The 26,360-nt window shown below is 68.9% G+C and carries 17 protein-coding genes and 1 pseudogene; 5 read left to right on the top strand and 13 right to left on the bottom strand.

All coding sequences use genetic code 11. The annotated features are described in order from the left end of the window. Positions 1 to 31: 31 nt before the first annotated feature. The 8 genes from H9L22_RS03950 to H9L22_RS03915 all read right to left on the bottom strand — a co-directional run bounded on the left by H9L22_RS03950 (position 32) and on the right by H9L22_RS03915 (position 8,735). Positions 32 to 511 carry a CinA family protein gene (locus tag H9L22_RS03950; RefSeq protein ID WP_187721680.1) on the bottom strand — a complete coding sequence of 160 codons (480 nt, stop codon included), beginning with the start codon at positions 509 to 511 and terminating at the stop codon, positions 32 to 34. Between the two features lie 34 nt (positions 512 to 545). Continuing rightward, entirely contained in the window at positions 546 to 1,154 is a 609-nt protein-coding gene (gene pgsA, locus H9L22_RS03945; protein ID WP_187721679.1) for a CDP-diacylglycerol--glycerol-3-phosphate 3-phosphatidyltransferase, read from the bottom strand. Continuing rightward, positions 1,151 to 2,572: a 30S ribosomal protein S12 methylthiotransferase RimO gene (gene rimO / locus H9L22_RS03940; RefSeq protein WP_187721678.1), complete on the bottom strand. Its 1,422-nt coding sequence runs from the start codon at positions 2,570 to 2,572 to the stop codon at positions 1,151 to 1,153. The genes pgsA and rimO overlap by 4 nt, the downstream gene beginning before the upstream one ends. Before the next feature lie 14 nt (positions 2,573 to 2,586). After that, entirely contained in the window at positions 2,587 to 5,133 is a 2,547-nt protein-coding gene (locus H9L22_RS03935) for a DNA translocase FtsK (RefSeq protein ID WP_187721677.1), read from the bottom strand. A gap of 70 nt (positions 5,134 to 5,203) precedes the next feature. After that, positions 5,204 to 6,133 carry a thiamine-phosphate kinase gene (locus tag H9L22_RS03930; protein ID WP_187721676.1) on the bottom strand — a complete coding sequence of 310 codons (930 nt, stop codon included), beginning with the start codon at positions 6,131 to 6,133 and terminating at the stop codon, positions 5,204 to 5,206. Position 6,134: 1 nt separating this feature from the next. Beyond that, positions 6,135 to 7,247 (bottom strand): D-alanine--D-alanine ligase family protein, encoded by a 1,113-nt coding sequence (locus H9L22_RS03925; RefSeq protein WP_187721675.1) that lies wholly within the window; start codon positions 7,245 to 7,247, stop codon positions 6,135 to 6,137. 38 nt (positions 7,248 to 7,285) lie between these two features. Further along, positions 7,286 to 8,074: a lysophospholipid acyltransferase family protein gene (locus tag H9L22_RS03920; protein WP_187721674.1), complete on the bottom strand. Its 789-nt coding sequence runs from the start codon at positions 8,072 to 8,074 to the stop codon at positions 7,286 to 7,288. A gap of 46 nt (positions 8,075 to 8,120) precedes the next feature. Further along, positions 8,121 to 8,735, bottom strand: coding sequence for a winged helix-turn-helix domain-containing protein (locus H9L22_RS03915; protein WP_187721673.1), 615 nt, complete (start codon positions 8,733 to 8,735; stop codon positions 8,121 to 8,123). A 70-nt stretch (positions 8,736 to 8,805) separates the two neighbouring features. On the opposite strand from H9L22_RS03915, the gene H9L22_RS03910 reads away from it, so the two are divergent. After that, positions 8,806 to 10,113, top strand: a complete 1,308-nt coding sequence (locus tag H9L22_RS03910; protein ID WP_187721672.1) for an MFS transporter — start codon at positions 8,806 to 8,808, stop codon at positions 10,111 to 10,113. Between the two features lie 2 nt (positions 10,114 to 10,115). Here H9L22_RS03910 and H9L22_RS03905 read toward each other — a convergent pair whose 3' ends face one another. Both H9L22_RS03905 and H9L22_RS03900 read right to left on the bottom strand, forming a co-directional pair. Then, positions 10,116 to 12,158: a prolyl oligopeptidase family serine peptidase gene (locus H9L22_RS03905; protein WP_187721671.1), complete on the bottom strand. Its 2,043-nt coding sequence runs from the start codon at positions 12,156 to 12,158 to the stop codon at positions 10,116 to 10,118. Between the two features lie 31 nt (positions 12,159 to 12,189). Further along, complete coding sequence (locus H9L22_RS03900) at positions 12,190 to 12,903, bottom strand: NUDIX hydrolase (protein ID WP_187721670.1); 714 nt, start codon at positions 12,901 to 12,903, stop codon at positions 12,190 to 12,192. A 69-nt stretch (positions 12,904 to 12,972) separates the two neighbouring features. Between H9L22_RS03900 and nadA the strand changes: the two genes are divergently transcribed. From nadA to nadC, 4 genes and pseudogenes are all read left to right on the top strand, one after another. After that, positions 12,973 to 13,977: a quinolinate synthase NadA gene (gene nadA, locus H9L22_RS03895; RefSeq protein WP_187722556.1), complete on the top strand. Its 1,005-nt coding sequence runs from the start codon at positions 12,973 to 12,975 to the stop codon at positions 13,975 to 13,977. After that, a pseudogene (locus H9L22_RS20275) lies at positions 13,974 to 14,528 on the top strand (FAD-binding protein); the annotation flags it as partial. The gene nadA and the pseudogene H9L22_RS20275, both read left to right, overlap by 4 nt. Positions 14,529 to 14,688: 160 nt before the next feature. Further along, complete coding sequence (locus H9L22_RS20270) at positions 14,689 to 15,507, top strand: FAD-binding protein (protein ID WP_406707809.1); 819 nt, start codon at positions 14,689 to 14,691, stop codon at positions 15,505 to 15,507. Next, positions 15,504 to 16,370 (top strand): carboxylating nicotinate-nucleotide diphosphorylase, encoded by an 867-nt coding sequence (gene nadC / locus H9L22_RS03885; RefSeq protein WP_187721669.1) that lies wholly within the window; start codon positions 15,504 to 15,506, stop codon positions 16,368 to 16,370. The genes H9L22_RS20270 and nadC overlap by 4 nt, the downstream gene beginning before the upstream one ends. Here nadC and H9L22_RS03880 read toward each other — a convergent pair. From H9L22_RS03880 to H9L22_RS03870, 3 genes are all read right to left on the bottom strand, one after another. Beyond that, entirely contained in the window at positions 16,264 to 18,021 is a 1,758-nt protein-coding gene (locus H9L22_RS03880) for a hypothetical protein (protein ID WP_187721668.1), read from the bottom strand. The two genes, nadC and H9L22_RS03880, sit on opposite strands and share 107 nt — an antisense overlap. Before the next feature lie 84 nt (positions 18,022 to 18,105). Further along, entirely contained in the window at positions 18,106 to 23,259 is a 5,154-nt protein-coding gene (locus H9L22_RS03875; protein ID WP_187721667.1) for a DEAD/DEAH box helicase, read from the bottom strand. Between the two features lie 6 nt (positions 23,260 to 23,265). Beyond that, positions 23,266 to 26,286: a hypothetical protein gene (locus H9L22_RS03870; RefSeq protein ID WP_187721666.1), complete on the bottom strand. Its 3,021-nt coding sequence runs from the start codon at positions 26,284 to 26,286 to the stop codon at positions 23,266 to 23,268. Between the last annotated feature and the right edge of the window lie 74 nt (positions 26,287 to 26,360).

The following is a 26,360-nucleotide window of genomic DNA, read 5'->3' as shown; positions in this document are numbered from 1 at the left end:
CCGGATTTCTTCCCGACGTTTCAGGGCAACTTCACAGGACCCGCAGCAGCATGGCGAACGCATGCTCCACGGCCTGTTCCCTGATCGCCTCCCGGTCGCCCGAGAACTGCTTCAACTCCGTGTAGGTGGGCGCGTCGGACATGCCGACGCGGGGCCCGACCACGGCGAACCAGACGGTGCCGACGCTGGCGCCGTCGGTCTCGGTGGGCCCCGCCACTCCCGTGGTGGCGACGGCCCAGTCGGCGTCGCAGCGGGCCTGGGCGCCGCGAGCCATCTGCAGCGCGGTCAGCTCGTTGACGACGCCCTCGGTGGCGATGAGCTCCTCATCGACCCCGGCGAGCGTGCTCTTCAGTTCGCGGGCGTAGGTGACCAGCGAGCCCCGATAGACGGCGGAGGCGCCGGGCACGGAGGTGAGCGCAGCCCCGATCCCGCCACCGGTCAGCGACTCGCAGGTCGCGAGCGTCACGGAGCGTTGCGTCATCTTCTTGATCACGTCGACGGCGAGCGTCATGGGTTCCTCCTGCGGAGTCTGGGGACGGTGGGCGTCAGTCGCGGGCGGCGAGGGCGTCGCGTCGGATCCGCCAGGCATGCCGCAGGTAGTCGACCCCTGTGACGACCGTCAGGATCAGCGCCGCCCACATGAGGACCCACGCCACGACCTGCAGCGGGGCCGGCAGGAAGTCGAGGTTCAGGTTGAAGAGGATGAGCGCCAGGGTCTGCGTGAGCGTCTTGGCCTTGCCGCCCTTGTTGGCCGCCATCACGGTGCCGTACTTCTTCAGCGCCTCCCGCACCCAGGTGATGCCCCACTCGCGCAGCAGGATGACCACGGTGAAGTACCAGGGCAGCTCGCCCAGGATGCTCAGCGTGATGAACGCCGCGCCGGTGAGCGCCTTGTCGGCGATGGGGTCCCAGATCTTGCCGAAGTCGGTGATCAGGTTGTACTTGCGGGCGATGTGGCCGTCCGCAAGGTCGGTGAGCATGGCGACGACGAAGACCAGGGTCGCCGCGAGGCGCCAGGTGAAGTCCTCGGGGCCGACGAACATCAGGACGACGTAGATCGGCACCATGATCATGCGGATCACGGTGAGGACGTTCGGCACGTTCCAGTTGCTCGGCTTGCTGTCGGGCTGGGCCCGGCGTGGGGTCTGCGTCACTTCGCCTCCGCGATCAGGTCGATACCGGCGCTGTCGACGACGCGCGCCGCGATCAGGTCCCCCACCCGGCCGGGGCCGGTGAGGGTGACGACACCGTCGGTCTCGGGTGCCTGGTGCGCGGCGCGTCCGACGACCTCGCCGTCCTCCAGCGACTCGACGAGCACCGTCACGTCCTCGCCGATCCGGTCGGCGGCCCTCGCCTCGCACACGTCGATGGCGAGGTCGGCCAGCATGGCGCGGCGCTCCTCGATCTCGTCCTCGGAAAGGTGGTCCGACAGGCCGACGCCCTCGGTGCCTTCCTCGTCGGAGTAGCCGAAGACGCCGAGGACGTCCAGGTTGGCGTCGATGATGAACTGGCGCAGAACCTCGACATCGGCCTCGGTCTCCCCCGGGAAACCGGCGATGACGTTCGAGCGGATGCCGGCGTGCGGCGCCCTGCCACGGATCTGGCCGATCAGGTCGAGGAAGCTCTCTGCGTCGCCGAAGCGGCGCATCCTGCGCAGCACCGGCCCGGCGGCGTGCTGGAAGCTGAGGTCGAAGTAGGGAACGACCTTGTCCGTGGCGAGCATGGCGTCGATGGTGGACGGCCGGATCTCGGCGGGCTGCAGATACGAGACGCGGATCCACTCGAGGCCGTCGATCCCCGACAGCCGCCGCAGCAGCGTCTCGAGGCGGTGGTCGGAGCCGAGGTCCTTGCCGTAGGAGGAGGTGTTCTCGGAGACGAGGAAGAGTTCCTTGACGCCGTCCTCGACCAGCCAGCGGGCCTCCGCCTCGAGGTCGTCGAGGGGACGCGACAGGTACGAGCCGCGGAACGCGGGGATGGCGCAGAAGGCGCAGCGCCGGTCGCAGCCCGAGGCGATCTTCAGCGAGGCGGACGGACCGCCCGCCAGCCGACGGCGCATCGCGCGCGGCCCAGTGGCGGGCGCGAGATCCGCGGGGAGCGGGGCGTGGCCGGGGATGGCCACACCGCCGGCAGCTGCCGGCCTGGCCTGCGGGCTGAGAGGAAGCAGCTTGCGGCGGTCACGCGGCACGTGCGAGATGTGCTTGGTGCCGTCGAGGATGGAGCGAAGCCGGTCGGCGATGTCCACATAGTCGTCGAACCCGAGGACTGCGTCCGCCTCCGGCAGTTCCTCGGCCAGCTGGATGCCGTAGCGCTCCGCCATGCAACCGACCGCGACGACGGACCGCACGGTGCCGTCCTGTTTCAGGTCGGAGGCGGCGAGCAGCGTGTCGATCGAATCCTTCTTTGCCTGCTCCACGAAGCCGCACGTGTTGACGACGACGGTCTCCGCGGCCTCCGGGTCGTCGACGAGGACGAACCCTCCGGCCTCGAGCCGGCCGGCGAGTTCCTCGGAGTCGACATCGTTGCGGGCGCACCCGAGGGATGCGATGTGAACGGAGCGCAGTGACGTGGTCATTTGGTCCATTATCCCTATGCGGCGGCGAGGTTGGCCAAAACCTCGTCGAGGTCGTCGGGCTTCACGAGCACTTCGCGGGCCTTCGACCCCTCCGACGGCCCCACCACTCCCCTGCTTTCGAGGATGTCCATGAGCCGGCCGGCCTTCGCGAAGCCGACGCGCAGCTTGCGCTGCAGCATGGACGTGGAGCCGAGCTGGAGCTCGACGACAAGGCGGCACGCGTCGAGGACGAGCTCGAGGTCGTCGCCGATGTCGTCGACCACCTTCTTCTCGCCGCCCCCTGGCGCGGCGATGTCTTCCCGGTACTCCGGCTGCAGCTGCCCGGACACGAAGGCCACGACGTCACGGATCTCGGACTCGTTGACCCAGGCGCCCTGGACGCGGACAGGCTTGCCTGCGCCCATCGGCAGGAAGAGCCCGTCACCGCGGCCGACGAGCTTCTCGGCTCCGGGCTGGTCGAGGATGACACGCGAGTCGGTCATCGACGACGTGGCGAACGCGAGCCGCGACGGCACGTTGGCCTTGATGAGGCCCGTGACGACGTCGGTCGACGGGCGCTGCGTGGCGAGCACCAGGTGGATGCCGGCGGCGCGGGCGAGCTGCGTGATGCGCACGACCGACTCCTCTACGTCGCGCGGCGCGACCATCATGAGGTCGGCCAGCTCGTCGACGACGACCAGCAGGTAGGGGTACGGCGCGAGGACCCGCTCGGATCCCTCCGGCACCTTCACCTGCCCCGCGCGGACGGCCTTGTTGAAGTCGTCGACGTGGCGGAAGCCGAACGCGGCGAGGTCGTCGTAGCGCAGGTCCATCTCGCGGACGACCCACGCCAGGGCCTCGGCCGCCTTCTTCGGGCTGGTGATGATGGGGGTGACGAGGTGCGGGATGCCCTCGTACTGGTTCAGCTCCACACGCTTGGGGTCGACCAGCAGCAGCCGGACCTCGTCGGGCGTCGCGCGCATCATGATCGAGGTGATCAGCGAGTTGATGAAGCTGGACTTGCCGGAGCCGGTGGCGCCGGCGACGAGCAGGTGCGGCATCTTGGCCATGTTGGCCAGCACGAAGCCGCCCTCGACGTCCTTGCCCAGGCCGACCGTCATCGGGTGGTGGTCGTTCTTCGCCTTGGTGGAGCGGAGCACGTCGCCCAGCGAGACGACCTCCTTGTCGAGGTTCGGGATCTCGATGCCGATGGCCGACTTGCCAGGGATGGGGGTGAGGATGCGGATCTCGTTGGAGCCGACGGCGTAGGCGATGTTGTCCGCCAGCCCCGTCACCTTGGAGACCTTGATGGCCGAGCCGAGCTCGACCTCGTAGCGGGTCACCGTCGGGCCGCGGGTGTAGCCCGTGACGCGGGCGTCGATCTCGAACTCGGTCAGGACGGCGGCGAGCTGCCGCACGACCTTGTCGGAGGCCTCAGTGCGGGTCTTCGGCTTGGAGCCCGGCGCGAGCGCGCGGTCGTCGGGCAGCATGTAGGCGATGTCACCGCTGAGCTGCAGCTGCTCGGCGGCCGCGGGCGGCGCGGTGTGCGGCGGCGGGGCGAGCTCGCGGGCCTCGTCCTTCGGGCGCCCGGGGACGCGGCGCGGCTCGGGTTCAGGCTCGGGCTCCGGCTCCACGGCGATCGCCGCGGGGAGCAGGTAGTCGTCGTCTGCCGCGTAGTCGTAGGGCTCCTCGTCCTCCTCGACGGGGTCCTCGATGAGCGGCGTGTCGTAGGGGACGTCGACGCCGAGCTTCAGCTTCTTCTGCGGCTGCTCCTCCTCCGGGTCCCGCTCGACGAGCGAGCCGAGCACGCGCTTGGCGCCCGCGGCGATCTCGTGCAGCGGGCGGCCGATGACGACGAGGATGCCGAAGAGCGTGACGATGACGAGCAGCGGGACCGACACCCAGACGGTCAGCAGGTCGGTGAGAATGCTGGAGGCGACGAATCCGATCACGCCGCCGGCCTCGCGGACGGCGGGCATGTCGGAGGGTTCCGGCAGGCCGGCATTGATGTGGACCAGCCCGAGGACGCCGAACGTGATGAGCAGCCACCCCAGTCCGGTGCGGGGGGCGGCCTCGACATCGCGCGGGTGCCGTAGCACACGCCAGGCGCCGTAGAACAGGACGGCGGGCACCACGACGGACAGCGAGCCGAAGACGGTGCCGATGGCGATCCCGAGGCCTTCGCCGACGGGTCCGGGCAGCGCGAACCAGAAGCGGGCGGCGACGACGATGCCGAGGATCAACAGGAGCAGGCCCCAGCCGTCACGGCGGACCCGGGGATCGACGTCCTTGGCGGCGCCGCCGAACGACCGCGCCACCCAGCCGACTCCCCCTGCGATACCCCGCAGACCCGCGAGCAGCCCGCGCAGGATCGCCGTGCCGAAACCGGTGCCGCTCGACTTCGCGGCCGGCTTCGCGGCGGGTTTCCTGGCCGGTGCCCGCTTCGTCGCAGCGGTCGACGAACGGGCCGGGGCCTTGGAGGCCGGCTTCTTGGTGGTGGAACGAGCAGCGCCGGACGCGGTTTTTGCGCGCGTCGTAGTGCTGGTGTTCCGCGCTGAGGAGGAAGTTCCGCGGGACGCCATACCGGCACCCTAACCGACGGCCCCCCGTTTTCCGGTCAGACCGGGCCGTCGGCTGCGCGGTTGACATCGGTCAGGCGAAGTGGTCCCAGCCCTGCGTGCCCTCCCACGGCTGCGCGTCGACGGTGACGACGTGCCCGTCGCCGGCGCCGACGGTGCCGACCCGGTACCAGCCCGCGGGCAGGGCGGTCGACGGCGGGAAGGTCGCGGCGAGCGCATGGTCCTCGCCGCCTGCCAGCACGAACCCGAGGGCCGGGCGGCCCGTCGCCGCGGCGACGCGCGCGACGCCGTCGGGGATCTCGATGAGCGACGAGTCGATGTCGATCGTGACGCCGCTGCTCTCGCAGATGTGGGCGAGGTCGGCCAGGAGGCCGTCCGAGACGTCGAGCATGGCGGTGGCTCCGGCTGAGGCCGCGACGACACCCTGGCCGTACGGCACGGTGGGGCACTGGTGTTCGGCCACCAGGTCCTTCGGCGAGCCGAACCCGCGCTGCAGGACGGCGAGCCCGCCGCCCGACCAGCCGAGCCTCCCGCAGACGGCGACGACGTCGCCGGGGCGCGCGCCACCACGCGTGACGGCGGGACGCCCCTCGAGGTTGCCCAGCGCGGTGACGCAGACGGTAACGGTGGCCGCGCTGCTGAGATCGCCGCCGACGAGGCTGACCCCGGCAGCAGCGCATTCGGCGCGCACCCCCTCCTGGAACTCGTCGAGCCAGGCGCGGTCGAGATCGCGGGGGAAGGCCAGTGCGACGACCACCGCGCTCGGCCGGGCGCCCATCGACTCGACGTCGGACACGTTGACGGCGATTGCCTTGCGCCCGATGGCCCGCGCCGGCGACCACTGCCGCTTGAAGTGGACGTTCTCGACGAGCAGGTCGGTGGTCACGACGATGTCGCCCGCCGGCCGCAGCACGGCGGCGTCGTCCCCGGCCGGCAGCACCACGTCGTCGCCGACGCTCAGGCCCTCGGTGATGGAGGAGATGAGCTCGAACTCGCCCGGCATGTCAGCGCAGCCCGACCGGGCGCTCCAGGGCCAGCTCGATGAGGCGGCCCACCAGCTCCGGATACCTCATCCCGCCGACCTGCAGCAGCGTCGGGAACATGGAGATGGGGGTGAAGCCCGGCATCGTGTTGACCTCGTTGACGAACACGCCGTCCTCACCGACGAAGAAGTCGGCCCGGACGAGCCCCTCGGCGTCGACGGCGGCGAAGGCCCGCTTGGCCATGTCCTGCAGCGTGCCTGCGAGGGCGTCGTCGATGTTGGCGGGGGCGTCGAGCGCCGCCCCGTCCTCGTCGAAGTACTTGGCCTCGTAGTCGTAGAAGCCGTCGGCCGCGCGCACCCGGATCTCGCCGATGACCGAGGCGTCGCAGCCCAGCGGCGCGTCCGGGTTGCCCAGAACTGCGCACTCGAGCTCGCGGGCGCCGACGAACCCCTTCTCGAAGACGAGTTTCGCGTCGTACTTCTGCGCCTCGGCGATCGCGGCGTCCAGCTCGGAGGCGTCGGTCACGCGGGAGATGCCGATGGACGAGCCGCCACGGGCGGGCTTGACGAACAGCGGGTAGCCGAGCGCGGAGACCTCGGCGATGACGGCCGCGCGATCGTGCGTCAGCCGGTGGGCCGTGGCGACGGCGTAGGGCCCCACGGGGAGCCCGGCCGCCTCGAAGGCGACCTTCATGAAGTGCTTGTCCATGCCGATCGCGGACGCGGTCACGCCGCTGCCCACGTAGCGGATGCCCATCATCTCGAACAGTCCCTGGATGGTGCCGTCCTCCCCGAAGGGGCCGTGCAGGAGGGAGAAGGCGACGTCGACGCCGTGGATGTCGACGAGCGTGGCTCCATCGCGGGTGGCGACCTCGCAGCCGTCCTCCCCGACCATCCACACTGCGTCACACTGGGGCTCGGCGACCTCGGGGGCGACGCCGTCGACGATGCGGTAGCCCCCGACGACGTCGAGCGGCACCTGCGTCCAGCGCCCGGACCGGGAGATGCCGACGCCCACCACATCGAAACGCTGCGGGTCGATGGCCTTGAACACGCCCGCCGCCGTCAGGCACGAGATGCTGTGTTCGGACGACTGTCCGCCGAAGATGAGCGCGACGCGGGTCCGCTTGTTCACAGAGATGCTCCTCGATGTGGGTTCGACGAGGCGCAACTCTACTCTGCGGGTCCGGCCTCGATCTCCACACGTCGCCCCTGGCGCATGTCGTAGCGGCCTGCCGGAGGGGTGAGCCCAGTGAGTTCGGCGCGCATCGTGGTCAGGACGTCGATCATGTGGCTGGCGACCTCGTCGAGGAGCGCCCCCGTGACCTCGCGGTCGGCGTAGTCACTGAGATCGATGGGCGGTCCGGCCACGACGTGGAAGTCCCGGCGGCGACGCAGCAGGTACCGGAGGTCGACGTGCTTGCCGCCCAGGACGAGTTCGGCGCCCGCCTGGGCCACGGGGACGACGGGTGCCCCCGTCGTCAACGCGAGCCGCGCGGCGCCGCGGCGCCCGGTCATGGGCCAGCCGTCCGGATCGGCCGTGATGGTTCCCTCGGGGTAGATGGCGACCATCTTGCCCTCGGCGAGCGCCTCCTCCGCGTGGATGAGGGACTCGCCGGCACGGTCGGTGTTGCGGTAGACGGGGATCTGCCCGCACTGCCGGGCGACCCAGCCGAGCCCCGGCACCTTCCAGATGTCGGCCTTGCCGAGGAACCGGGGCCACCGGCCCTGCCAGATGAGGTACTGGCCGAGGATGATGGGGTCGAAGTTGCCGATGTGGTTGGCGACGACGATGACCGGCCCGGTCTTCGGGATGTGTTCCCCTCCCAACCAGTGGGTCCGCCCCAGGAGCGGGACGATGTTGCGGGCCAGGTGCGCGATGGTGCGGTAGACCCACGACACAGGTTCGTGGTTGATCCTGTCGAAGTGGGGCGCGCGCCAGTGCCGCCGCGGTGAAGTCATGGGCGCAAGGGTAGCGGCCCGCGGCCTGCGGGGCACGGGACCTTGTTCAGTCCTGGGGCGCAAGCGGCACAGGGACGGCGCTCACGAAGATGCGGGCGCGCCGCTCCCCCTCACGGACGGCCTGGTGGGCGGGCGCGGGTCCGGTGGCCTCGCGGCGCCCGCGCGCGGCGTCGGTGTGCCGCTCCACCACGTCCAGGAGTTCCTGGCTCAGCGCCTCCAACTCCTCGTGCGTCAGCCAGGTCGTCGACGAGCTCAGCACGCTGGCCGAGTGCCACACCGAGCCCGCGTTCTCCAGCTCGGCGAGCGCGCTGGTGATCGTGTCGAACTCCTTCTCGACCATCCAACGGTTGACGGTGTGGGCCACCTCGGGCTCCGGCGCCCCGGGCCCCTCGTCCAGGGAGAACCCGATGGCCCGCCACCACCGCTCGCGCCCGGTGCCCTCCCCGGGCACCTCCTCGATGAAGCCGTACTTGGCCAGCTGGCGCAGGTGATAGCTGGTCTGGCCCGTGCTCTCCCCCGTCTCCCTGGCGAGCATGCTGGCCGTCGCCTGCCCCCGGTCGTTGAGGATCCGGTACATCCGCATGCGCAGCGGATGGGTGAAGGCCTTGATCTCCTGCGGGGTCGCGGGACGACTTCTGGGCGAATGCTTGCGCTCGGTCATGATGCAGAGATACCTTTGCAGAGAAAACTTTGCATAGTTTGTTCTGCATCAGACTACAGGAGGTTCCCGGATGCTTGAGACACGCCGGACCGACCGACGCTTCAGCGTCCACCTCTCCGCCGTCGGCCTGGCCAACCTGGCCGACGGGATCGTGCAGACCGGCATCCCGCTGATCGCCATCACCCTGACCCGGTCCCCCCTCCTCATCGGCCTGCTCACCGCTGCAGCCTGGCTCCCCTGGCTCCTCCTCGGGATCCCGGCCGGTGTGTTCGTCGACCGCTGGGACCGGCGCCGCACCATGCTCGTCGGCCTCACCTGTCGGGCGGCCGTGCTGGCCGGCCTCGGGGTGGCCGCCGCCACGGGCCTGCTCACCACCTGGCTGCTCGTCGTCTTCGCCTTCGCGTACGGGGTCACCGAGGTCTTCACGGACCTGGCCGCCCAGGCGCAGGTGCCGGCCCTCGTCGGCCGAGACGGGGTCGCCCTGCGCCGGGCCAACTCGAAGCTGCTGGCCGTCGAGTCCGTCGCGAACGGGTTCGTGGGCCCGCCGCTGGCAGGGTTCCTCCTGGCGCTCGGCGCGGCCTGGGTCACGGGGGCACCCGCGCTGGTCGTCGCCGCGGCGATCATCGTGCTGGCCGTCGGGCTGCGGGGCCGCTTCTCCGCCCGCCGCCCGGAAGCCCAAGCGCAAACTTCGATGAGTGTCGAACTTCGCGAGGGAGTCGCCACCGTGTGGCGCCACCCGGTGCTCAGGCCGATGCTGATCGCCGCAGGCGTGTGGAACTTCGGCGGCACCGCGATCTCCGCGCTGACCCTGCTGTGGCTCGTCGGCCCAGGCTCGGCGGGCGGCCTCACCCCGCAGACCTGGTCCCTGGCCCTCGTCGCCCTGCCCATTGGCGCCGTGATCGGCAGTTCCCTGGCCGGCCGGGCCGCGCAGCGCTTCCAGGAGATGCACGTGGTCGTCGCCTGCTGGGGGATCAACGCGCTTCTCAACCTACTCCCGCTCCTGTGGCCCGGCCTCTGGTCGCTGCTGGCGTTCCTGTTCGGCGCCGGCCTGTTCGGGGTCATGGGCAACGTGATCGGCGGCTCGATCCGGCCGCGGATGGTGCCGGAGCACCTGCTCGGCCGGGTGCAGGGCGCAGCGCGGGTCGTGGCCTTCGGGTCGATGCCGCTGGGCGCGCTGATCGGCGGTCAGATCGCCGAACTGTTCGGCATCCCTGTCGTGATCGTCGGCGTCGTCGTCCTGATGCTGGCCTCCACCGCATTCGTCGGGGCGATGGTGCCGCAGCGGCTCGTCGACGCCCACGAGCTGCGGGAGCCCTCGGACGACGACGCCGCCGAGGAGGCAGGCTCCGCTGCCGCGGAACCGGCGCCGGCCGCCTGAGGTCAGCCCAGGTGGGACAGGAGGAACGTCAACCAGAGGGCGTCCATGTGGGCGCGCTGCCGGTTGTCGGCGGCGCCCCCGTGGCCGCCCTCGATGTTCTCGTAGTAGCGGACGTCCTTGCCCGCCCCTGTCAGCGCCGCCATCATCTTGCGGGCGTGGCCGGGGTGGACGCGGTCGTCGCGCGTCGAGGTGAGCAGGAGCGTCGGCGGGTAGGCGCGTCCGTCGTCGATGAGGTGGTAGGGCGAGAAGGTCCGGATGAACTCCCAGTCGCCGGGGACGTCCGGGTCGCCGTACTCGTCCATCCAGGACGCCCCGGCCAGCAGTTGGCTGTAGCGGCGCATGTCGAGCAGGGGCACCTGGATGATGACGGCGCCGAACAGTTCGGGGTACTGCGTGAGCATGTTCCCCGTCAGCAGGCCGCCGTTGCTGCCGCCGCGGACGCCGAGCCGGGCGGGCGTCGTCACGCCGACGGCGACCAGGTCGCGGGCGACCGCCGCGAAGTCCTCGTAGGCGCGGTGCCGGTTCTCACGCAGCGCGGCCTGATGCCAGCGAGGGCCGTACTCCCCTCCCCCGCGGATGTTGGCGACCGCGTAGACGCCGCCACGCTCGAGCCATCCCTTGCCGACAGCCGGCGCATAGGCGGGCGTCAGCGAGATCTCGAAGCCGCCGTAGCCGAAGAGCAGCGTCCGGTGGGTGCCGTCGAGGGCGAGGCCCCGGCGGGCGACCAGGAAGTACGGCACGCGGGTGCCGTCGTCGGAGACGGCGAACCGCTGCGTGACCTCGAGGCCGGACGCGTCGAAGTGCGAGGGCTCGGATTTGAGGACCTCAGCGGGTGCCTCGGACTCGAGGTCCTTCAGCAGGAGCGTGGTGGGCGTGATGTAGTCGGTGGTCACCAACCAGACCTCGTCGGACGACTCGTCGTCGACCGCAGCGGCGTGCAGCGTGCCGAGCTCCGGCACGCCGGCGAGAGGACGGGTCGTCCAGGTGCCGCCCTCCGGGGTGGCGACCAGCAGTCGGCTGGCGACGTCGTCGAGGACGGCGAGCAGGACGTGGTGCCGGGTGAAGACGACGTCCGCGAGCGCGGTGGTGTCGCTGGGCGCGAAGAGGACCGTCCACTGCGCGGCGCCCGCGAGGTGGTCGGCCAGCCGGGTGACGATCAGCGATCCGGCCCGGTGGGTGTCCCCTCCCACCGTCCAGTCCTCCCGCAGCTCGAGCGCCAGCCACTCACGGTGGAGGTGCTTGAGGGCGGAGTCGGGGGCCGGGATGGCCTGGAAGTCGCCCGCGTCGTCAGCGAGGTGGGCGACGGTGTCGCGGCTGTCCAGGTAGTGGACCAGCAGGTCGCGCTCGAAGCCGGGCGTGCGGTCACGCAGGGCGTAGATGCCGTAGCCGGCATTGTCCTCCGGGCCCTCGAAGCAGATTCCGGCTGACGCCAGAGGGGTGCCGCGGTGCCAGATCCGGGCGGTGCGGGCGTAGCCGGCGCGGTTGATGGTGCCGGGCCCGAGGTCGGCGACAAGGAAGACGGAGTCCTCGTCGCGCCACGCGAGCTGTCCCTTCGACTCCGGGCGGTGGAAGCCGCCGTCGACGAAACTGCGGGTCGTCAGGTCGAACTCGCGGGTGACGTCGGCGTCGGCGCCGCCGCGGGACAAGGCGATCAGGACGCGGGGGTGGTCGGGGCGGTAGAACTCGACTCCGTGCCAGACCCAGTTCTCCCCCTCGGCTGCATTGAGGGCGTCGAGGTCGAGGATCGTCTCCCAGGCCGGGTCGGCGGACCGGTAGTCATCGAGGGTCGTGCGCCGCCAGAGGCCGCGGGGGTGGTCGGCGTCGCGCCAGAGGTTGTAGTACCAGGCTCCGTGCCGCGTGAGCATGGGGATCTGGGCGTCGGAGTCGTAGATGTCACGCAGTTCCGCCTCGAGCCGAGCGAAGTCGGCGGATCCCGCCAGCTCCGCCTCGGCCTCTGCGTTGCGTTCGCGGACCCACGCCAGCGGGGCCTCGCCCTCGACCTCCTCGAGCCAGAGGTGCGGGTCGGAAGACGTGTGATCGAGCATCGCCCCAGGCTAGCGGGCTCCCGCGGTGGGCTCAGTCCGGCCGCAGGACGGCGAACTGGTCGGTGACGACCAGCCTGCGGTCGCGGAAGCGGAAGCGGCGGGCCGGGCGTCCGCCGCGCGACCCCGCCGGGGTCACCTCGCCGGTCGCCTCCAGCTGGCCCCGACGGGTCAGGACCCGCTGGAGATTCGTGGCGGCGACGTCGTAGCCGAGGGCGGCGACGTACGTGTCGCGGAGCTCGGCAATGGTGAATTCGTCGGGCATGAGGGCGAAGCCGACGTTGGTGTAGCTGAGCTTGGCACGGAGCCGCTCGACCGCGTCGTCGACGACGGTGGCGTGATCGAAGGCCAGCGGCGGGAGCGCATCGACCGGGATCCACCGGGCGCGTTCGGGAAGATCCGGGTCGCTCAGCGTCGGCACCAAGCCCAGGTAGATCGTCGCGATGGTGCGCTGCGCCGGATCCCGACCAGGATCGGAACGGGTGCCGAGCTGCTCGAGGTGTGTCACCCCGGACACGTCCACCTTCTGCGCGAGGTGCCGCAGTGCCGCCTCGTCGATGCTCTCCCCCGGCTCGACCGCCCCGCTGGGCAGCGCATAGGAGCCGGCGAAGGGCTCCCCGTCGCGCCGGGCGACCAGAACGCACAGCCTGTCGGCGTCGTCGAGACGACGGACCTGCAGGACGGCGGCGACCGACTCGTGCCGGTACAGCGCCACGCCCGCCGCGTCGCGGATTTGGTGCCTCGTCATGCGGGCATGCTACCGTCTACCTAGTTTCCGCCTATAAGGCGATAACCCGGAGGAGTGCAGATGACCGTGATGCAGGACTCGACTCTGTGGGGACCGACGGAGATCGCCGGGTGGCAGGAGCGCGTGCACGCGCTCGCCGCCGAACGCGACGCCGTGATCCTCGCGCACAACTACCAGTCGCCCCTGATCCAGGACGTGGCGCACCACGTCGGCGACTCGCTGGCGCTGTCCCGGCTCGCCGCGTCGTCGGAGGCGTCGACCATCGTGTTCGCCGGCGTGCACTTCATGGCCGAGACGGCCAAGCTCCTCTCCCCTGCCAAGCGGGTGCTGATCCCCGACCAGGCCGCCGGCTGTTCGCTGGCCGACACCATCACGGCCGGACAGTTGGCGCAGTGGAAGGCGCAGCACCCCGACGCCGTGGTGGTCAGCTATGTGAACACGACCGCGGCGGTCAAGGCGCTCACCGACGTCTGCTGCACCAGCAGCAACGCCGTCGAGGTCGTCGCGTCGATCCCTGCGGACCGCGAGATCCTGTTCCTTCCCGACCAGTTCCTGGGCGCGCACGTGCGGCGCGTCACCGGGCGCGACAACATCCAGGTGTGGCTGGGCGAGTGCCACGTGCACGCGGACATCTCGCCGTCGGACCTGATCGACGCCGTCACCGGCAACCCCGACGCCGACCTGTACGTGCACCCCGAGTGCGGCTGCACCACCAGCGCCCTGTGGCTGGCGGGCACGGGGCGGCTGCCGGAGAGCCGCACCCACATCCTCTCGACAGGCGGCATGCTCGACGCGGCCCGGGCCGAGACCGCGGGCAAGGTCCTCGTGGCGACTGAGATCGGCATGCTGCACCAGCTGCGGCAGGCCAACCCGGGCACCGTCTTCGAGGCTGTCAACCCCCGCGCCGAGTGCCCGTACATGAAGCTGATCACCCCCGAGAAGCTCGAGGCCTGCCTCGGCGAACCGGAGCTGACGCGCGCCTACGAGGTCGACGTCGCGCCGGACGTCGCCGCGGCCGCCCGGCGGGCCGTGGAGCGGATGATCGCCATCGGTCAGCCCGGCGGTGGCGAATGATGCTCGTGACGGGCGGCAGGCCCGCGCTCGAGTTCACCCGGGTCGTGGTCGTCGGCACCGGCGCCGCGGGGTTGTCGGCGCTGCTGCACCTGGCCGCAGCGGGGGTCGACTGCGTCGCCGTCACCCGCGGGGCGGCGACCGACTCGGCCACATCCTGGGCACAGGGCGGCCTCGCCGCGGTGTGGGACGCCTCCGACTCTCTCGACGCGCACGTCGCCGACACGCTCGCAGCCGGGGCGGGGTTGTGTGACGAGGCCGTCGTGCGCGATCTCGTCGCCTCCGCGCCGGGCGCCATCTCCCGGCTCATCGAGGCGGGCGCCCGGTTCGACCGGGATGCCTCCGGCGATCTCGACCTCCACCTGGAGGGTGGGCACTCGGCGCGGCGGATCATCCACGCCGACGGCGACGCGTCCGGCGCCGAGATGGAGCGGGCGCTGTGGGCGGCTCTGCGACGGGGGCTGGCCGGGTCGCGCACCCGGATCCGTGAGCACACGCGGCTGGTCGACGTGCTGACCGACGTCGACGGTCGGGCCTGTGGCGTTCGTCTCCTCGGTGCCGACGGCGCCATCGTCGACCTGCTCGCCGACGCCGTCGTTCTGGCCACCGGGGCATCGGTCAGCTGTGGCCGGTCACCACCAACCCTCCGGTGGCCACCGGCGACGGGCTGGCCGCGGCGATGCGGGCCGGGCACAGCCCCGCGACCTCGAGTTCATGCAGTTCCACCCGACGGTGCTGGCCGATCCGCAATCGAGACAGCGGGGTGTGCTCGTCTCGGAGGCCGTCCGCGGCGAGGGCGCGTTCCTCGTCGACCGCACGGGGGCCCGGATCATGACCGGCCTCCATGCCCTGGGGGACCTGGCGCCCCGCGACGTGGTCTCGGCGGCGATCATGGCCAGCCTGCGTCGCTCGGGTGAGCCCCACGTCCTCCTCGACGCCAGGGCCTTCGGCGCTGACTTCTGGGAGCGAAAGTTCCCCGGCATCCTGGAGCTGTGCCGCGGGCGCGGGGTCGACCCCGTGACGGAGCCGATCCCCGTGCATCCCGCCGCCCACTACTCCTGCGGCGGTGTCGCGGCGACGCTCGACGGACGCACCTCGGTGCCCGGCCTGTTCGCCGTCGGGGAGGTCGCCTCCACCGGCGTGCACGGCGCGAACCGTCTCGCGTCCAACTCGTTGACGGAGGCCCTCGTCGCCGGGGACCGCGTCGGTCGGCTGCTGGCCACCGGACCGCTCCCCCACGCGGGGGCTCCCATGGAGCGGGCCGCGCAGGCGACCGTCGCCGCGGCCGGCCTTCCGGGGCTGAAGTCCGCCATGCAGGAACATGCCTTCGTCGAGCGGACCGAGGCCGGGCTGCGGGAGGCCGCGGCCGTGGCCGCCGCCATGGGCTCCGGCCCCTGGGCCGTCGACGACGCCTCGCTGACCGCCACCAACCTGCGGGCATGCGCAGAGGCCCTGCTGGCCGGGGCCATCGCCCGCACCGACTCCGCCGGCTGTCACCGGCGACTCGACCACAGCGAAAGGAACGCAGCATGAGCAGCACCGCGTGGGACGCGATCGATCCGGCAGAGGTGCGCCGCGGCGTCGCCGTCGCCCTCGACGAGGACCTGCGGCTCGGCCCGGACGTCACGACCGAGGCCACCGTGTCTGCGGACGCCGTCGGGACGGCCCGCGTCGTGGCACGCGAGGCCGGCGTGATCGCCGGCATCCCGGTGGCCCTGGAGGTCCTGCGGCAGGTGTCGGAGTCGCTGGGTGTCGAAGTTGCGGCGACGGTGCTCGCCCCCGACGGCACCCGGGTCGCGCCGGGAGGCGCCGTCCTGGAGATCACCGGCCCGCTGCGCTGCCTGCTGACCGCGGAGCGGACGCTGCTGAACTACCTGGGGCAGTTGTCCGGGGTCGCGACGGCGACGGCGCGCTGGGTCGACGCGATCGCGGGGACCGGCGCGGCGGTGCGCGATTCCCGCAAGACCGTGCCCGGCATGCGCACGCTGCAGAAGTACGCCGTCGTCTGCGGCGGCGGGCGCAACCACAGGATGGCCCTCGGCGACGCCGCCCTCATCAAGGACAACCACGTGGCGGCGGCCGGCTCGGTGGCGGCGGCGTTCAGAGCCGTCCGGGCGGCCGCGCCGGAGGTGACCGTCGAGGTGGAGTGCGACACGTTGGATCAGGTGGACGAGGCCGTCGGCGCCGGCGCCGACCTGGTGCTGCTGGACAACTTCACCGTCGCCGACACCGCCCGGGCCGTGCGCCGGTGCCGCGCCGCCGGGGTACGCACCGAGGCCAGCGGAGGGCTCACGCTGGCGCTGGCCGCCGCGGTGGCCGCAACCGGGGTGGACTTCCTGGCGGTCGGGGCGCTGACCCACTCGGCACCGGTCCTCGACCTCGGTCTCGACCTGTAGCGGGGAGGTCCGCGGCATCGGCACGCGGGAGGCGACTCGCTGAGCGTGGCTGGGACGGGACGGTGAGGGTGCCCGACTCGGTCACCTCGTAGCGGTATCCGAGGGGGCTGACCCACACCATGCGGCCGGGTTCCGGCTGCTCGACCCGCCAGTGGCCCGCGGTCTTGGCGCGGTGGACGCTGCGGCTCAGCGGCGCCAGGTTGCCCAGCCGCGTCTGGCCCCGGCGGCCGGCGCGGTAGGCGACGGTGTGGTCGAGGTCCAGGCCCGCGGCCCGGCGGGTGGAGAACGGGAACGGCTCCACGGGGAACACCAGTCCCACCGCACGACGGATCACCGGGCCGGGAACGTACCGGTCGACGGGCGCCAGGTTTGGCAGGTCGATCACCGGGTGGACGCTCACCGCCACGTCGCCGTCGCGGAGGAGTTCCCCCAGGAGCGAGGCCGTGATGTGGCCGGCCCGCTCCACGCGGGCGTCGCCGGTCAGGTTGCCCAGCGCGTCGGCGTGGATGTGGACGGCGAGGCCGAGGCTCGGACGGAGTCGTGCCAGGAGTTCGGGGGTCAGCGCGGGCGGCCCGGTGGGCACGCTCGCGGCGCGCTGGCCGCGGCCGGGCGCTCCGGCGCCCTGTCCCACGGTGGCAGGTGGCCGGTCACCGTCGTCGGCCGACGGCGTCTCCGCACGAGGCGGTGCACCGGAAATGCTGTCGAGCCAGGCCACTGGAAGGCCGGGAGGCCCCGGCGGGTCGGAGCCGTCGAGCGCCCAGGGTGGCTCGGCCGTTCCGCGCTCGTCATCGGGCGCGGGTGGGGGCCCGGACTCCTCGTCGACCGGCTCCCGGTCTGCGCACGGCGGAACCGATGCCGGGGTCTGCCCCGACGTCCACGACTCCCCGACCGGCAGCTCGCACTGGTCGGCCTGCTGGAGGATCGCCAGGGCATGCGCGGGGCTGGCGAGGACGGCTATCGCCTTGGCGCGGCGTTGCTGGTAGTTGAGTTCCGGGAAACGCACCGTGAGGAGGCGGGCGAGCTGGTCGAGCCGCTCGTCGAGGAAGCGGGCGTCCAGGACGTCGAGCTTGCCGGTGAGGTTGAGCGCGCCCTCGTAGAGGCCCCAGGTCCAGACCCCACGATCCTCGCGGGCCCGCCGCTCCTTCTCGGCCGCCAGTCGGGCATGGGCGACGATGATGAGCCGCTCGAGCAGGTTGAACGCCGCCGTCCAGCTCAGGCCGGCCTGCCGGGGCAGCCACCGGGCGCTGACCGTGTCACAGGCCTGAGGGCTCAGGTCGTGACAGCGGCGGGCGGCGCGAAGGGCGCGGGGTGCGTCGAGAGTGAGCTCCTGGACGGCCTCGTAGAGGCGCGGGTGGCGGAACTTGAGGTCGATGGCGTCACGCAGGTGACCCGCCGCCGCGGGTGCGCTGCAGCCGAGCAGCCCCTGCACCTCGAGCCGGAGGAACTCGGAGACGGTCGGCGTGCCCTCGCCGCCCAGCTCGACGAACTGCTCCACCAGGGGCGCGACGAGGTCATGCTCGTTGACGCGGTAGCAGGCCGCCAGATCGCAGAGGGCGCGGATGAGCTGCGCCTCTCCCCTGCGTCGGAGCACGACGGCTGCGCGGGCATCCTCGAATGCCTCCCGCGCCGAGATCCGTGCAACCTGTTCCATGTCCTCACTCTAGGTATCTCCACCGACATTTTCCCGAACCCATGTTCGATTGTGGATAACCAGAGCTGCCAGCATCGGGCTCAGCTACGACCCCGATATCAGCGCCTCAAACACCTGATCAGGGAAATGGCGGACACTGCGGACGTCACTCATCACCGGTCTGAGTCCCCGTGCACTCACCTCATTCGCTGCCGTGCGCTGCGCCTGGTTCCATGCCGGCTCGTCGCGTCGCCAGAGCGGGTGCCCCAGAATCGCCCCGACGCCCTGCGCCTCTACGACAACAAGGTCGCCGGCATGCGTGACTCTCGACGCAAGCGCTTCTCCGTACGCGCTGGAGAATCTGGTTGCGGCACGCTCGGCGAGTCCCAGCCATCGTGCTGTGTCAAGTCTCCGTCCGGATGCGAGCTCAGCTACATCCAAAGCCAGGCGCCAGTCGAGGAGGCCGTGGAGACGGCGATTGTCGTAGGCGCGCAGACAGTCTGCGCACGATGCGTCACATTCCGCATGGTCCTCTCCCTGCCACTGCGAGGTTACGCGCCGGTGAATGCTCTCAAACAGCTCATCTACCCGTTCGGGTCGGCCCAACTCGATCGAGTACCCCGCTCCGTTCGCCAGAGTGTCGGCAACGTACACCATCGCCGTCTGGGTTTCACCGACTCGTCGCTGTTGCAGACCGACAGATAACTCCGTGGGATCGATATCGAGGGTGCTCTTTGCAGCAGTGCGCAGTACCTGGGCAAAGGACGTCAATGCAGGCAACCCGGCCGGGCACTCATCCCGCTCCACAGACACCACGCCGGACGACAGCTCAAGCCGACGTGGGAGCATGAGCATTGCGTCTGTTGTCCGGACTTCGCCGATGGCACCCTGCCCCATCTTCTGCAGGTTGCCCCCAACGTTCTTGGTAACGACCGAGCCATCCCTTTCCCGAAAGAACTCGAAGCCTTCACCATCCGCGTTGTTGATGGTCACAAGCTGTGCACGATCCTGCTGCCACACATCGACCCTTTCGAGGGTGTGATGAGGTTCGCCCAACTCGACCCACGCCAGGGCCGGCGGGTCCGCTCGTGGAGCTCCAGAATCATCTGTCACGCCGTCGTCACGTTTCCCCGCTCGGAACCCCGCGGGCTGATGAACAGCGAGCACACTTGTCGGTGAGCCGCATACCGCACAGCCAGCCTCCTGAGGGACAACACGTGCGGTGGCGCATCCGGAGCACACCGTCACCTCAATCCGGGAGCGCAAGGGATCTCTGGACTGAGGTCTCCCCCGCGCCGTTGCGTAGTCTGCGAAGCCATCAACCTCGTAGGACCAGCCGTCCTTGACGATCACAGACCCGGGCGCGAACAGGCTGACGGCCTGCTCGAGAGACCTTTCGGAGATCTTGGTGTCGCTAAGGGAAGTGGCCTTGGCGAAATGCAGGTCGCGTGATGTGGTGGGGAAACCGAACATCGGCAGCACTCCTGCGGCAGCCAGCCGCTCAGCCAGATCCGGTTGCTGGAAGGCGTGGTTTGCCACCGCCTCATCAATGTCAGTGATCAGGCTGGCGCGTGCCCAGACCTCAAGGGCGTGCCCATCTTCCCGGGAGACTCCACTGCGATGACTCATCCGTGCCACCACTTGCGTCACGTCCTGGCTGCTAGCCAGCCAGCTCTTGACGCTGTCCCTACGCTCGTGCCAACGGGTCGTTTCGCCGAACTCGCCGTGCACGGAACCTCCCGAGTTGCGCCCGCTGAGGGCCCGTCGCAGGAGTTCCGCGGCAATGACACGCCTGAGGATTGCAGGCCGCGCAGTGTCCACGAATGGCTGTGGCGGCGGATCGCCCGTGATCCGTTCGGGCGCCCAGAAATAGTAGTCATCGTGGCTTCGGTCTCGAGCCACGGTGATGGCATACGAGAAACGTTGTCCACCACGCCCCGCCCGTCCGACCCGTTGCTGGTAATTGAACCGCTGCGGTGGCATGTTGCCCATCACGACCAACGCAAGGTCGCCGATGTCGATCCCCACCTCCATGGTGGTGGTCACGCTGAGCACGTCGAGCGGCGTGGTTCTCAGGTTCTCGCGCGGTTTCGGGAGAAGGGCCCGTCGGAACCAGCGTTGACGCTCACGTTGCTGCTCTGGCGAGTTTTGTCCAGTGAGTTCTGACGTCGACAGCCGACGCGGTTCCTGACGCGCCAGCCAAGCATAGTAGTCATCTTCCCTTTGCTGAATGACCGGGACAACCTTCCCCCTGCAGTCCTCTCGTGTGCACACCCCCGCAGAGGCATGCCCATGCCCCCGGGAACAGACATCACATACCCACGCTGTGCTGGAGCGTCGCAGATACAAGGGGAGATCGGCTCTGTTCAGCTGAAGAATCCCGCCGTCAAGTACAGCGGCAAGCTTCTCGTCGACTACCGCCTCAAGTTTCGCTGCACCACGTCCAGTGGCTACGGCCACCCGCTTGAGGTAGCTCGTGACACTTCGGGGGCGACCTGTGTGGGGCGTCCATGCCCCCGGCTGCCACCGGCCAGCGCAGAGCAGTAGCCGCAACACTGAGCTGAGGATCTCGGAGAGATTGTCCTCCCCTTCTCCTGCGAGTGCCAGATATCCGACACGCGTCTCCTCCAGGTCGCGGCGCTCATCTCCGCCAATCGCCCGAGCTACCGACTCAATGAGGGCCGCCCGGTAGGTCTCGTGGAAATCAGCTCTCGCCCCTCCTTCAGGGAGCGCCACCCACTCTCCATCCTCGATCGTCGGAAAGGCACGGTTCCAGGGCGATCCATCGTCTAGCCTCTGCAGCCCCGCTCTCGGACCTCCCGGCGACACGCCAAGGCGGAGAAGGTCCGCCTCGAGAGAACGAATCAGAGATGGCCAAGGCGTTCCCCGCTTCGCTCCCCTTTCCGCAGCCTCAATCTGCTCCCGCTCACGGTCGCGCTCCAGCCCGACGGCCGCCACGCGGTACGCATAGGCCAGATCTGGGTAAGTGCGCTTTAGCTCCTCATAGCGGACCATCTCTTCCACGGTGAGGGTTGCGTCTCCACCCCCGCGCTTCAGGAGCGCAAGCTTGTCCGCCTCAGCGTCCTCTGCCAAGCTGCGGTGAATCAACTGCCTCACGAGGTCGTGATAGTGGTTTGCCCCAACGATCAGCGCAGTCCGCGAGGCTTGGTCACGGCTGTCCGCAAAGACGATGGTGCCAGGATCCTCAGGTCGCTGGCCGAGGGCACGAAGCCCCTGCCCGATGATCAGGTGAGAGATGGTGCCAGCGCCGAGATCCGGGGTAATGATCGGTGTCCTTGTGCGCCCCGAAGGCAGCAAGCTGCGCTGGGGGCGACGCTGCTGGCAGTGCAAGCACTTGGGCGGGAGGGCTGAGATCCTTGCTCCGTCCGGAACTCGGATCTGCAGTAACGTACCCACGTCCCCGTCTACAGGGTCACTCGACAGATACCCCAGCTGCGGATTGAACGAGCCCGCGACGAATGACCACGTGACCAGGTCCTTGTAGTGCTCCTCTCCCACCACCGGCGCTCCTGGGCGGAACCACCTGTAGTCGTCGGTGGTCCAGGCACTTCTCGCCACGGGTTCGTCTCGTTCGCGCGGTGTGGCTGCGAGGAATACCCCACCATCATCATTGGTGGCTACCACCCGCCCACCGAGCGAGAGGTCGCCGCATGTCCCGCAAAGCAACACCTCCAGCACGCGGCCGCCACACCTGCAGAATGCTGCAGGACGGCTGTAGAGGCGACCAATCGGGGCCCGGCCTTCACGGAAGCACTCGGCAATCTCACTGCAGGTGACGCTGCTACAGGCCCAGAGTCCTCTCATGGCCTTCATAAAGAGATGCGCGCGAAACGCGATTCCCTGGGGAGAATCGTCGTTGGCCAGGGCAGCCATGATCTGGTCACCCTCTTCTGGCGAGGCTGTCTTGCCCAGTACACGCTCAAGCAGGACCGGGAGACGAGTTGCCCGATAGGTTCCGTCCGACTGGCGACAGGCAAGGGCGAGCGCCGCATCAAGGCCCCGGGGCACCCTGTGCTCACGCACTGCGGCGAAGACCGTATCCGGAGAGAATGATTCGGGCACCGTAAGCTGACGCTGCCGCCCTCCGATGAGGCTAAAGGAGTGGCTTGGGACTCCGAAGAAGCGCTCGAGATAGCGCCTCGACTTCTCCCCTTCCGACAGGGAGGCGCTCGTTCCGACCACCCGCAGCTGAGGAGAGTCTGGTTGTAGTCCCAGGCGATCACACAACGACCTGATGATCAGCGCCACCTCCGCCCCTGGGGCACCTCGGTAGAGATGGAGTTCGTCGACAACAAGTGTGAAGACGTTGGTCGGATCCAACGCCAGCCATGCACGACTCTTGTCGAAGATGGGCTCCTCAAGTCGCCGCATGAGCATGACATTGAGCATGGAGTAGTTGGTCACGAGGATGTCGGGTGGATCGGCGATCATGTCCCAGCGGCTCACCATCTCATTGTGGCAAGGGTCCTGAAAATGGCCGAGCTCATCTTCCGTCATGTGCTCAGAGAGTTCCTGGAATTCGCTTGCCAGATCTCGCAAGCTCTCTCCTACTCGCGCGACACGGTCGTCCGGCCTAACCGGCACAGGCCTGCTCCCGCCCGGGCTGGCCGAGGTGTACCTCCCAAACCAGACCTCGGGCCCACCCAATGAGGCCAACCGACGCAGAGTCCGTCTGAGGCGCGTAAGTTGGTCTTCCACCAACGCGTTCATCGGGTAGAGGATCATCGTGCGTATGGCAGCGTCTGGATCGTTCCGCAGCGGTTCCCAGCGGCGCGTGTTCGGCGCTTCCCACCACCCTCGCTGGATCCGCCTCGTCTCACGCTTTCGGGCCTCGAGCATGAGGCGCGTGAGCACAGGCAGGAGGAAGGCCTCCGTCTTTCCCGAACCGGTCCCGCTCGTGATGATGGGGTTTCGCCCATTGGCCGCCGCCACAAGTGCCTCTGCCTGGTGCTCGTGCAGCACCACATCTGCCGGGCAGGCCCCAAAGAGCGCCTCCAGCAGCAGTGAGCTCTCCTGTTCACTCAATCCCGCGCTCTGGCAGACCTCCATGCCAGACTGAGTGCCCTCGTAGGGTATGACGGGCTCGAGCAGAACATCTTGGAGCAGCGCCGCACCGTCACGCAGCAAGGCACGCCGCTCTGCACGAACCGCATCGTTGCGTATCCAACGATCCGAGTCTAGGAACTTCATACTGGCAAGACGCAAAATCTCGGCCAACTGGGTGGGTGTGGTCGCCATGTCTTCCTAGTTGGTCAGCAGATAGCCAATATGGCCGGCGATTTCCGGGGTCACATCGGGGTACTCAAGGCAGCCAGAAACCACCTTGGGTGCGATGCCAGACGATCCGACAACGGCTCGCTCGTACAACCCGGGCAGGTTGGCACCCAGCGGAACCCGCAGGATCTGGGTCCGTCGGTCATATGCGAGCAGCGGCCGGCGTCGCCACAGAAGCGCGGTTGCGTGCTTGCTCAACTGAACCGTAGACCGGGCCATGGTGTCGTGATCAAGATCAGTGTCGGTCCGCAGGAAGTCGTCTGTCGAGAAGCCACGCAGGCGATAGCCCCCCAGCGCACCCATACCCTCGGCATCGTTCCATTTAGCCGACCTAGGATCGAAGTGGCTGAGCCCCGTGGCTCGGCGCATGGCGGGAACTCGCGGCAGGCTCGCGAGTACCTCACTGAGGAGTGGGAGTTCCCGCGCCAAGTCCAGCGGGGAGTCAACGACCGAGATGTCCGAGGCGTCCTCTGGAAGCTCAGAGAAGAACCACGAGTCAGGTGCTTCACCGTGCCCCAGTGCCGTGAACGAGATGCGTGCGTTTGCCCGCAGCGTCGTCAGCCTCCTGCCCTGACTCCAGTCACCGGCGAGGAACCACCCTCGTCGAGTCTTGACTAGCGCTGTGGGTGCCAGGTCCCACGACTTCAACTCAAGCGTGTTGCAGTCTCGAAGGACGTCAATATGCCCCAGGGCAGTCAGAGTTCGCTGAAGGTGGTCGAGGGTCAACGCTCCTGCGTCCGCGAAGGAAGCAATCCGGCTCAGTGCCCCCATGGAACCTGCTCCGCAGTGGCGGACTGCGTCCAGGACCGTGTTCCAGCGATTGTCGTCCGTTGACTGGAACACTGGCGGCGCCTCGAGTCGTTCTAGAGACGGCTGCGCTCCCGGCCGCTGGGTGCGCCGTGAGCGTGGCGTTGTCGGGTAGCGCCGCTTGACGTGGCACTTGCTGCACTCACTCTCAACATAGGGTGTAAGGGGTCGATGATCCCGATCCGTCGGCGCGGTCTCTACCTGACGGTGATGGCTTCCCGTGTAGACGCAGCTGTCGGCCGGGATGCGCTCAATGCCGACCTTGAGCTTGACGCGGTGAGTGCGTTCAGTCTGCCAACTGACCGCTTCAGGCAAGAGGGTTTCCATCAACTCAAATGGTTGCGGATCCGACACGACGGCGCCGGATATGCTTGGCCCGTCGGACGGCTGGCTGGCAGAAATGACGCAGAGGGGGTCGAGCGTGAACTGGTTAGCAGCAGAAGTCTCCGTCCGCCGCCTGACATCGGGAGTGTCCGCGCTTCGCACCCGGATCATGGTCGACGAGGTCACCTGATCCTCAGAATCGACCAGTTCCGCGCGGTAGTTTCCATCCTCCAACTCCTCGTTCGCCAGCGGCATCACCAGGGCGCCGGGGCCATCCGAAATGAGGTGAACGAGCGTCGTGCTCTTCTCGGGCTGGTCAAGCGGACCAAAATCGATGAGCCGCAGGGCGAACCCTCTCGTGTCGTCGCTGACGACCCGGACCTCTGGGAGAGCTTCACGATGCCACTTACCCTTCACCGAGCCCGGCAGGGAGAAGCCACCCGAGACAGTCATCTGTGTCTGGGCTAACGGAACCAGGGCGCCGAGGTCTAAGTCGTCTTGACGCACGTCGGGCGCCCTGAGTAGCTGAACATTCTGGTACATGAGCCAGCCCGGTGGATGACCAGGGAAGCTGGGGTCCAGTAGCCCCCAGCCCGTCCGTGCAGATGTCGTCAGCAGGTTGTTAACGCGCTTCACCAGTTTTTCGTGGTCACGGACGACCAGCATGAGGTCTTCACCGAGCATGGTTCGGTCGGCCTCAACCCACTTGAGCGCCTCATGGCGTCTGAAGATGGACAATCCTCGCGGCTGCCTCAGAAGCTCTGTATCGGTGTGGGGGTCACGGACACGGATGATGCCCTCAAGCAGGGATGCGGTGTCCATTGACTCCCCCTGTCCAATATCGACCAGACCGGGGGCACGAGGCACCAGATCCACGGCTACCCACCCCCCGCTTGTGCGAATCTCACCAGTTCGAGGTGTGTCGGCTTGGGCGACATAGGCCACGGGTTGCATTCGTACGCCCCGACGAGGAAAAGTGCCCACGGTCAGCGAAAGCACAGCCTTGGCCGTCTTCTGTCCTTCGCCGCCCTGTGACACACCGTCCCAAGCGGCCAGTGAGTTAGCCACCACCTCAAGGATCCGCTGTCTGGCACTACTGCGGGCCCAATGTCCCCTCAGTTGCTTCGAAACCCGGCACTCGGGTTGCTCGATCCAGGCCTGGAAGCTGTGCTGCAACTCAGAGGCCGGAATGACTGATCGCGGCGCGAGCCCTTCGGCCTCGAAATATTCCGGAAGTCGCGCACGGTCGCTGGCCCTCACGAGGACCTGAGAAATAGGGAGGCCGATGAATCTGTGCCCTACCGCCACGGCTGTGGGCAGACCCCGCAGCCCGTCCAGCCGCTCCAGCCAGTCCTCGAGGGCAAACCAGTAGTCCTCAGCAACGTCGCGATATGCACCGGCGAACTTCTGACGTGCAGAAGGGATCTCGAGCAGTTCGCCCACGCGACCGTAGAAGTTGGCGGCGGCCATGTCGCTGTCGTTCGCCATCCGCTCAGCCGCGAGGCAAAGGACGGTAAGGAACGCCAGTACCGGCGGTGGCTCGTGCGGCCCGCTCCTTCTCGCCCTCCATTGATCCAAGCGACGTGTGACCGACCTCAGATCCGCCGCGCCTCGAGTCGCTCGAAGCTCGTGCTTGACGCTGCGTGCAAGCTCACCTACTACCTGGTCCTGCGGCAGGTCAAACACCGCACCAAGCTCCGCAAGGGTGCTCTCGTCCAGCGCCAGATAGACCGGCGCTGCCTCGGGCTGCTCGGGGTAAACCACGTCCGCAATTGCGCGGTTCCATTCGTCATAGGTGATATCCGGCCTCCGGAACCCCTCATCATCGACGACTGCCGAAATGCCACGTCCACTGCCCACTCCCGACCCCACTGACTAGGAGAAACCAACAAGCTCGATTATGCCGGGACCGTCTGACAGAAGGGGCCCGACCC

It is taken from the genome of Tessaracoccus defluvii, assembly GCF_014489575.1.
GTDB lineage: Bacteria > Actinomycetota > Actinomycetes > Propionibacteriales > Propionibacteriaceae > Arachnia > Arachnia defluvii.
This window is presented reverse-complemented; position numbering and strand designations above follow the sequence as displayed.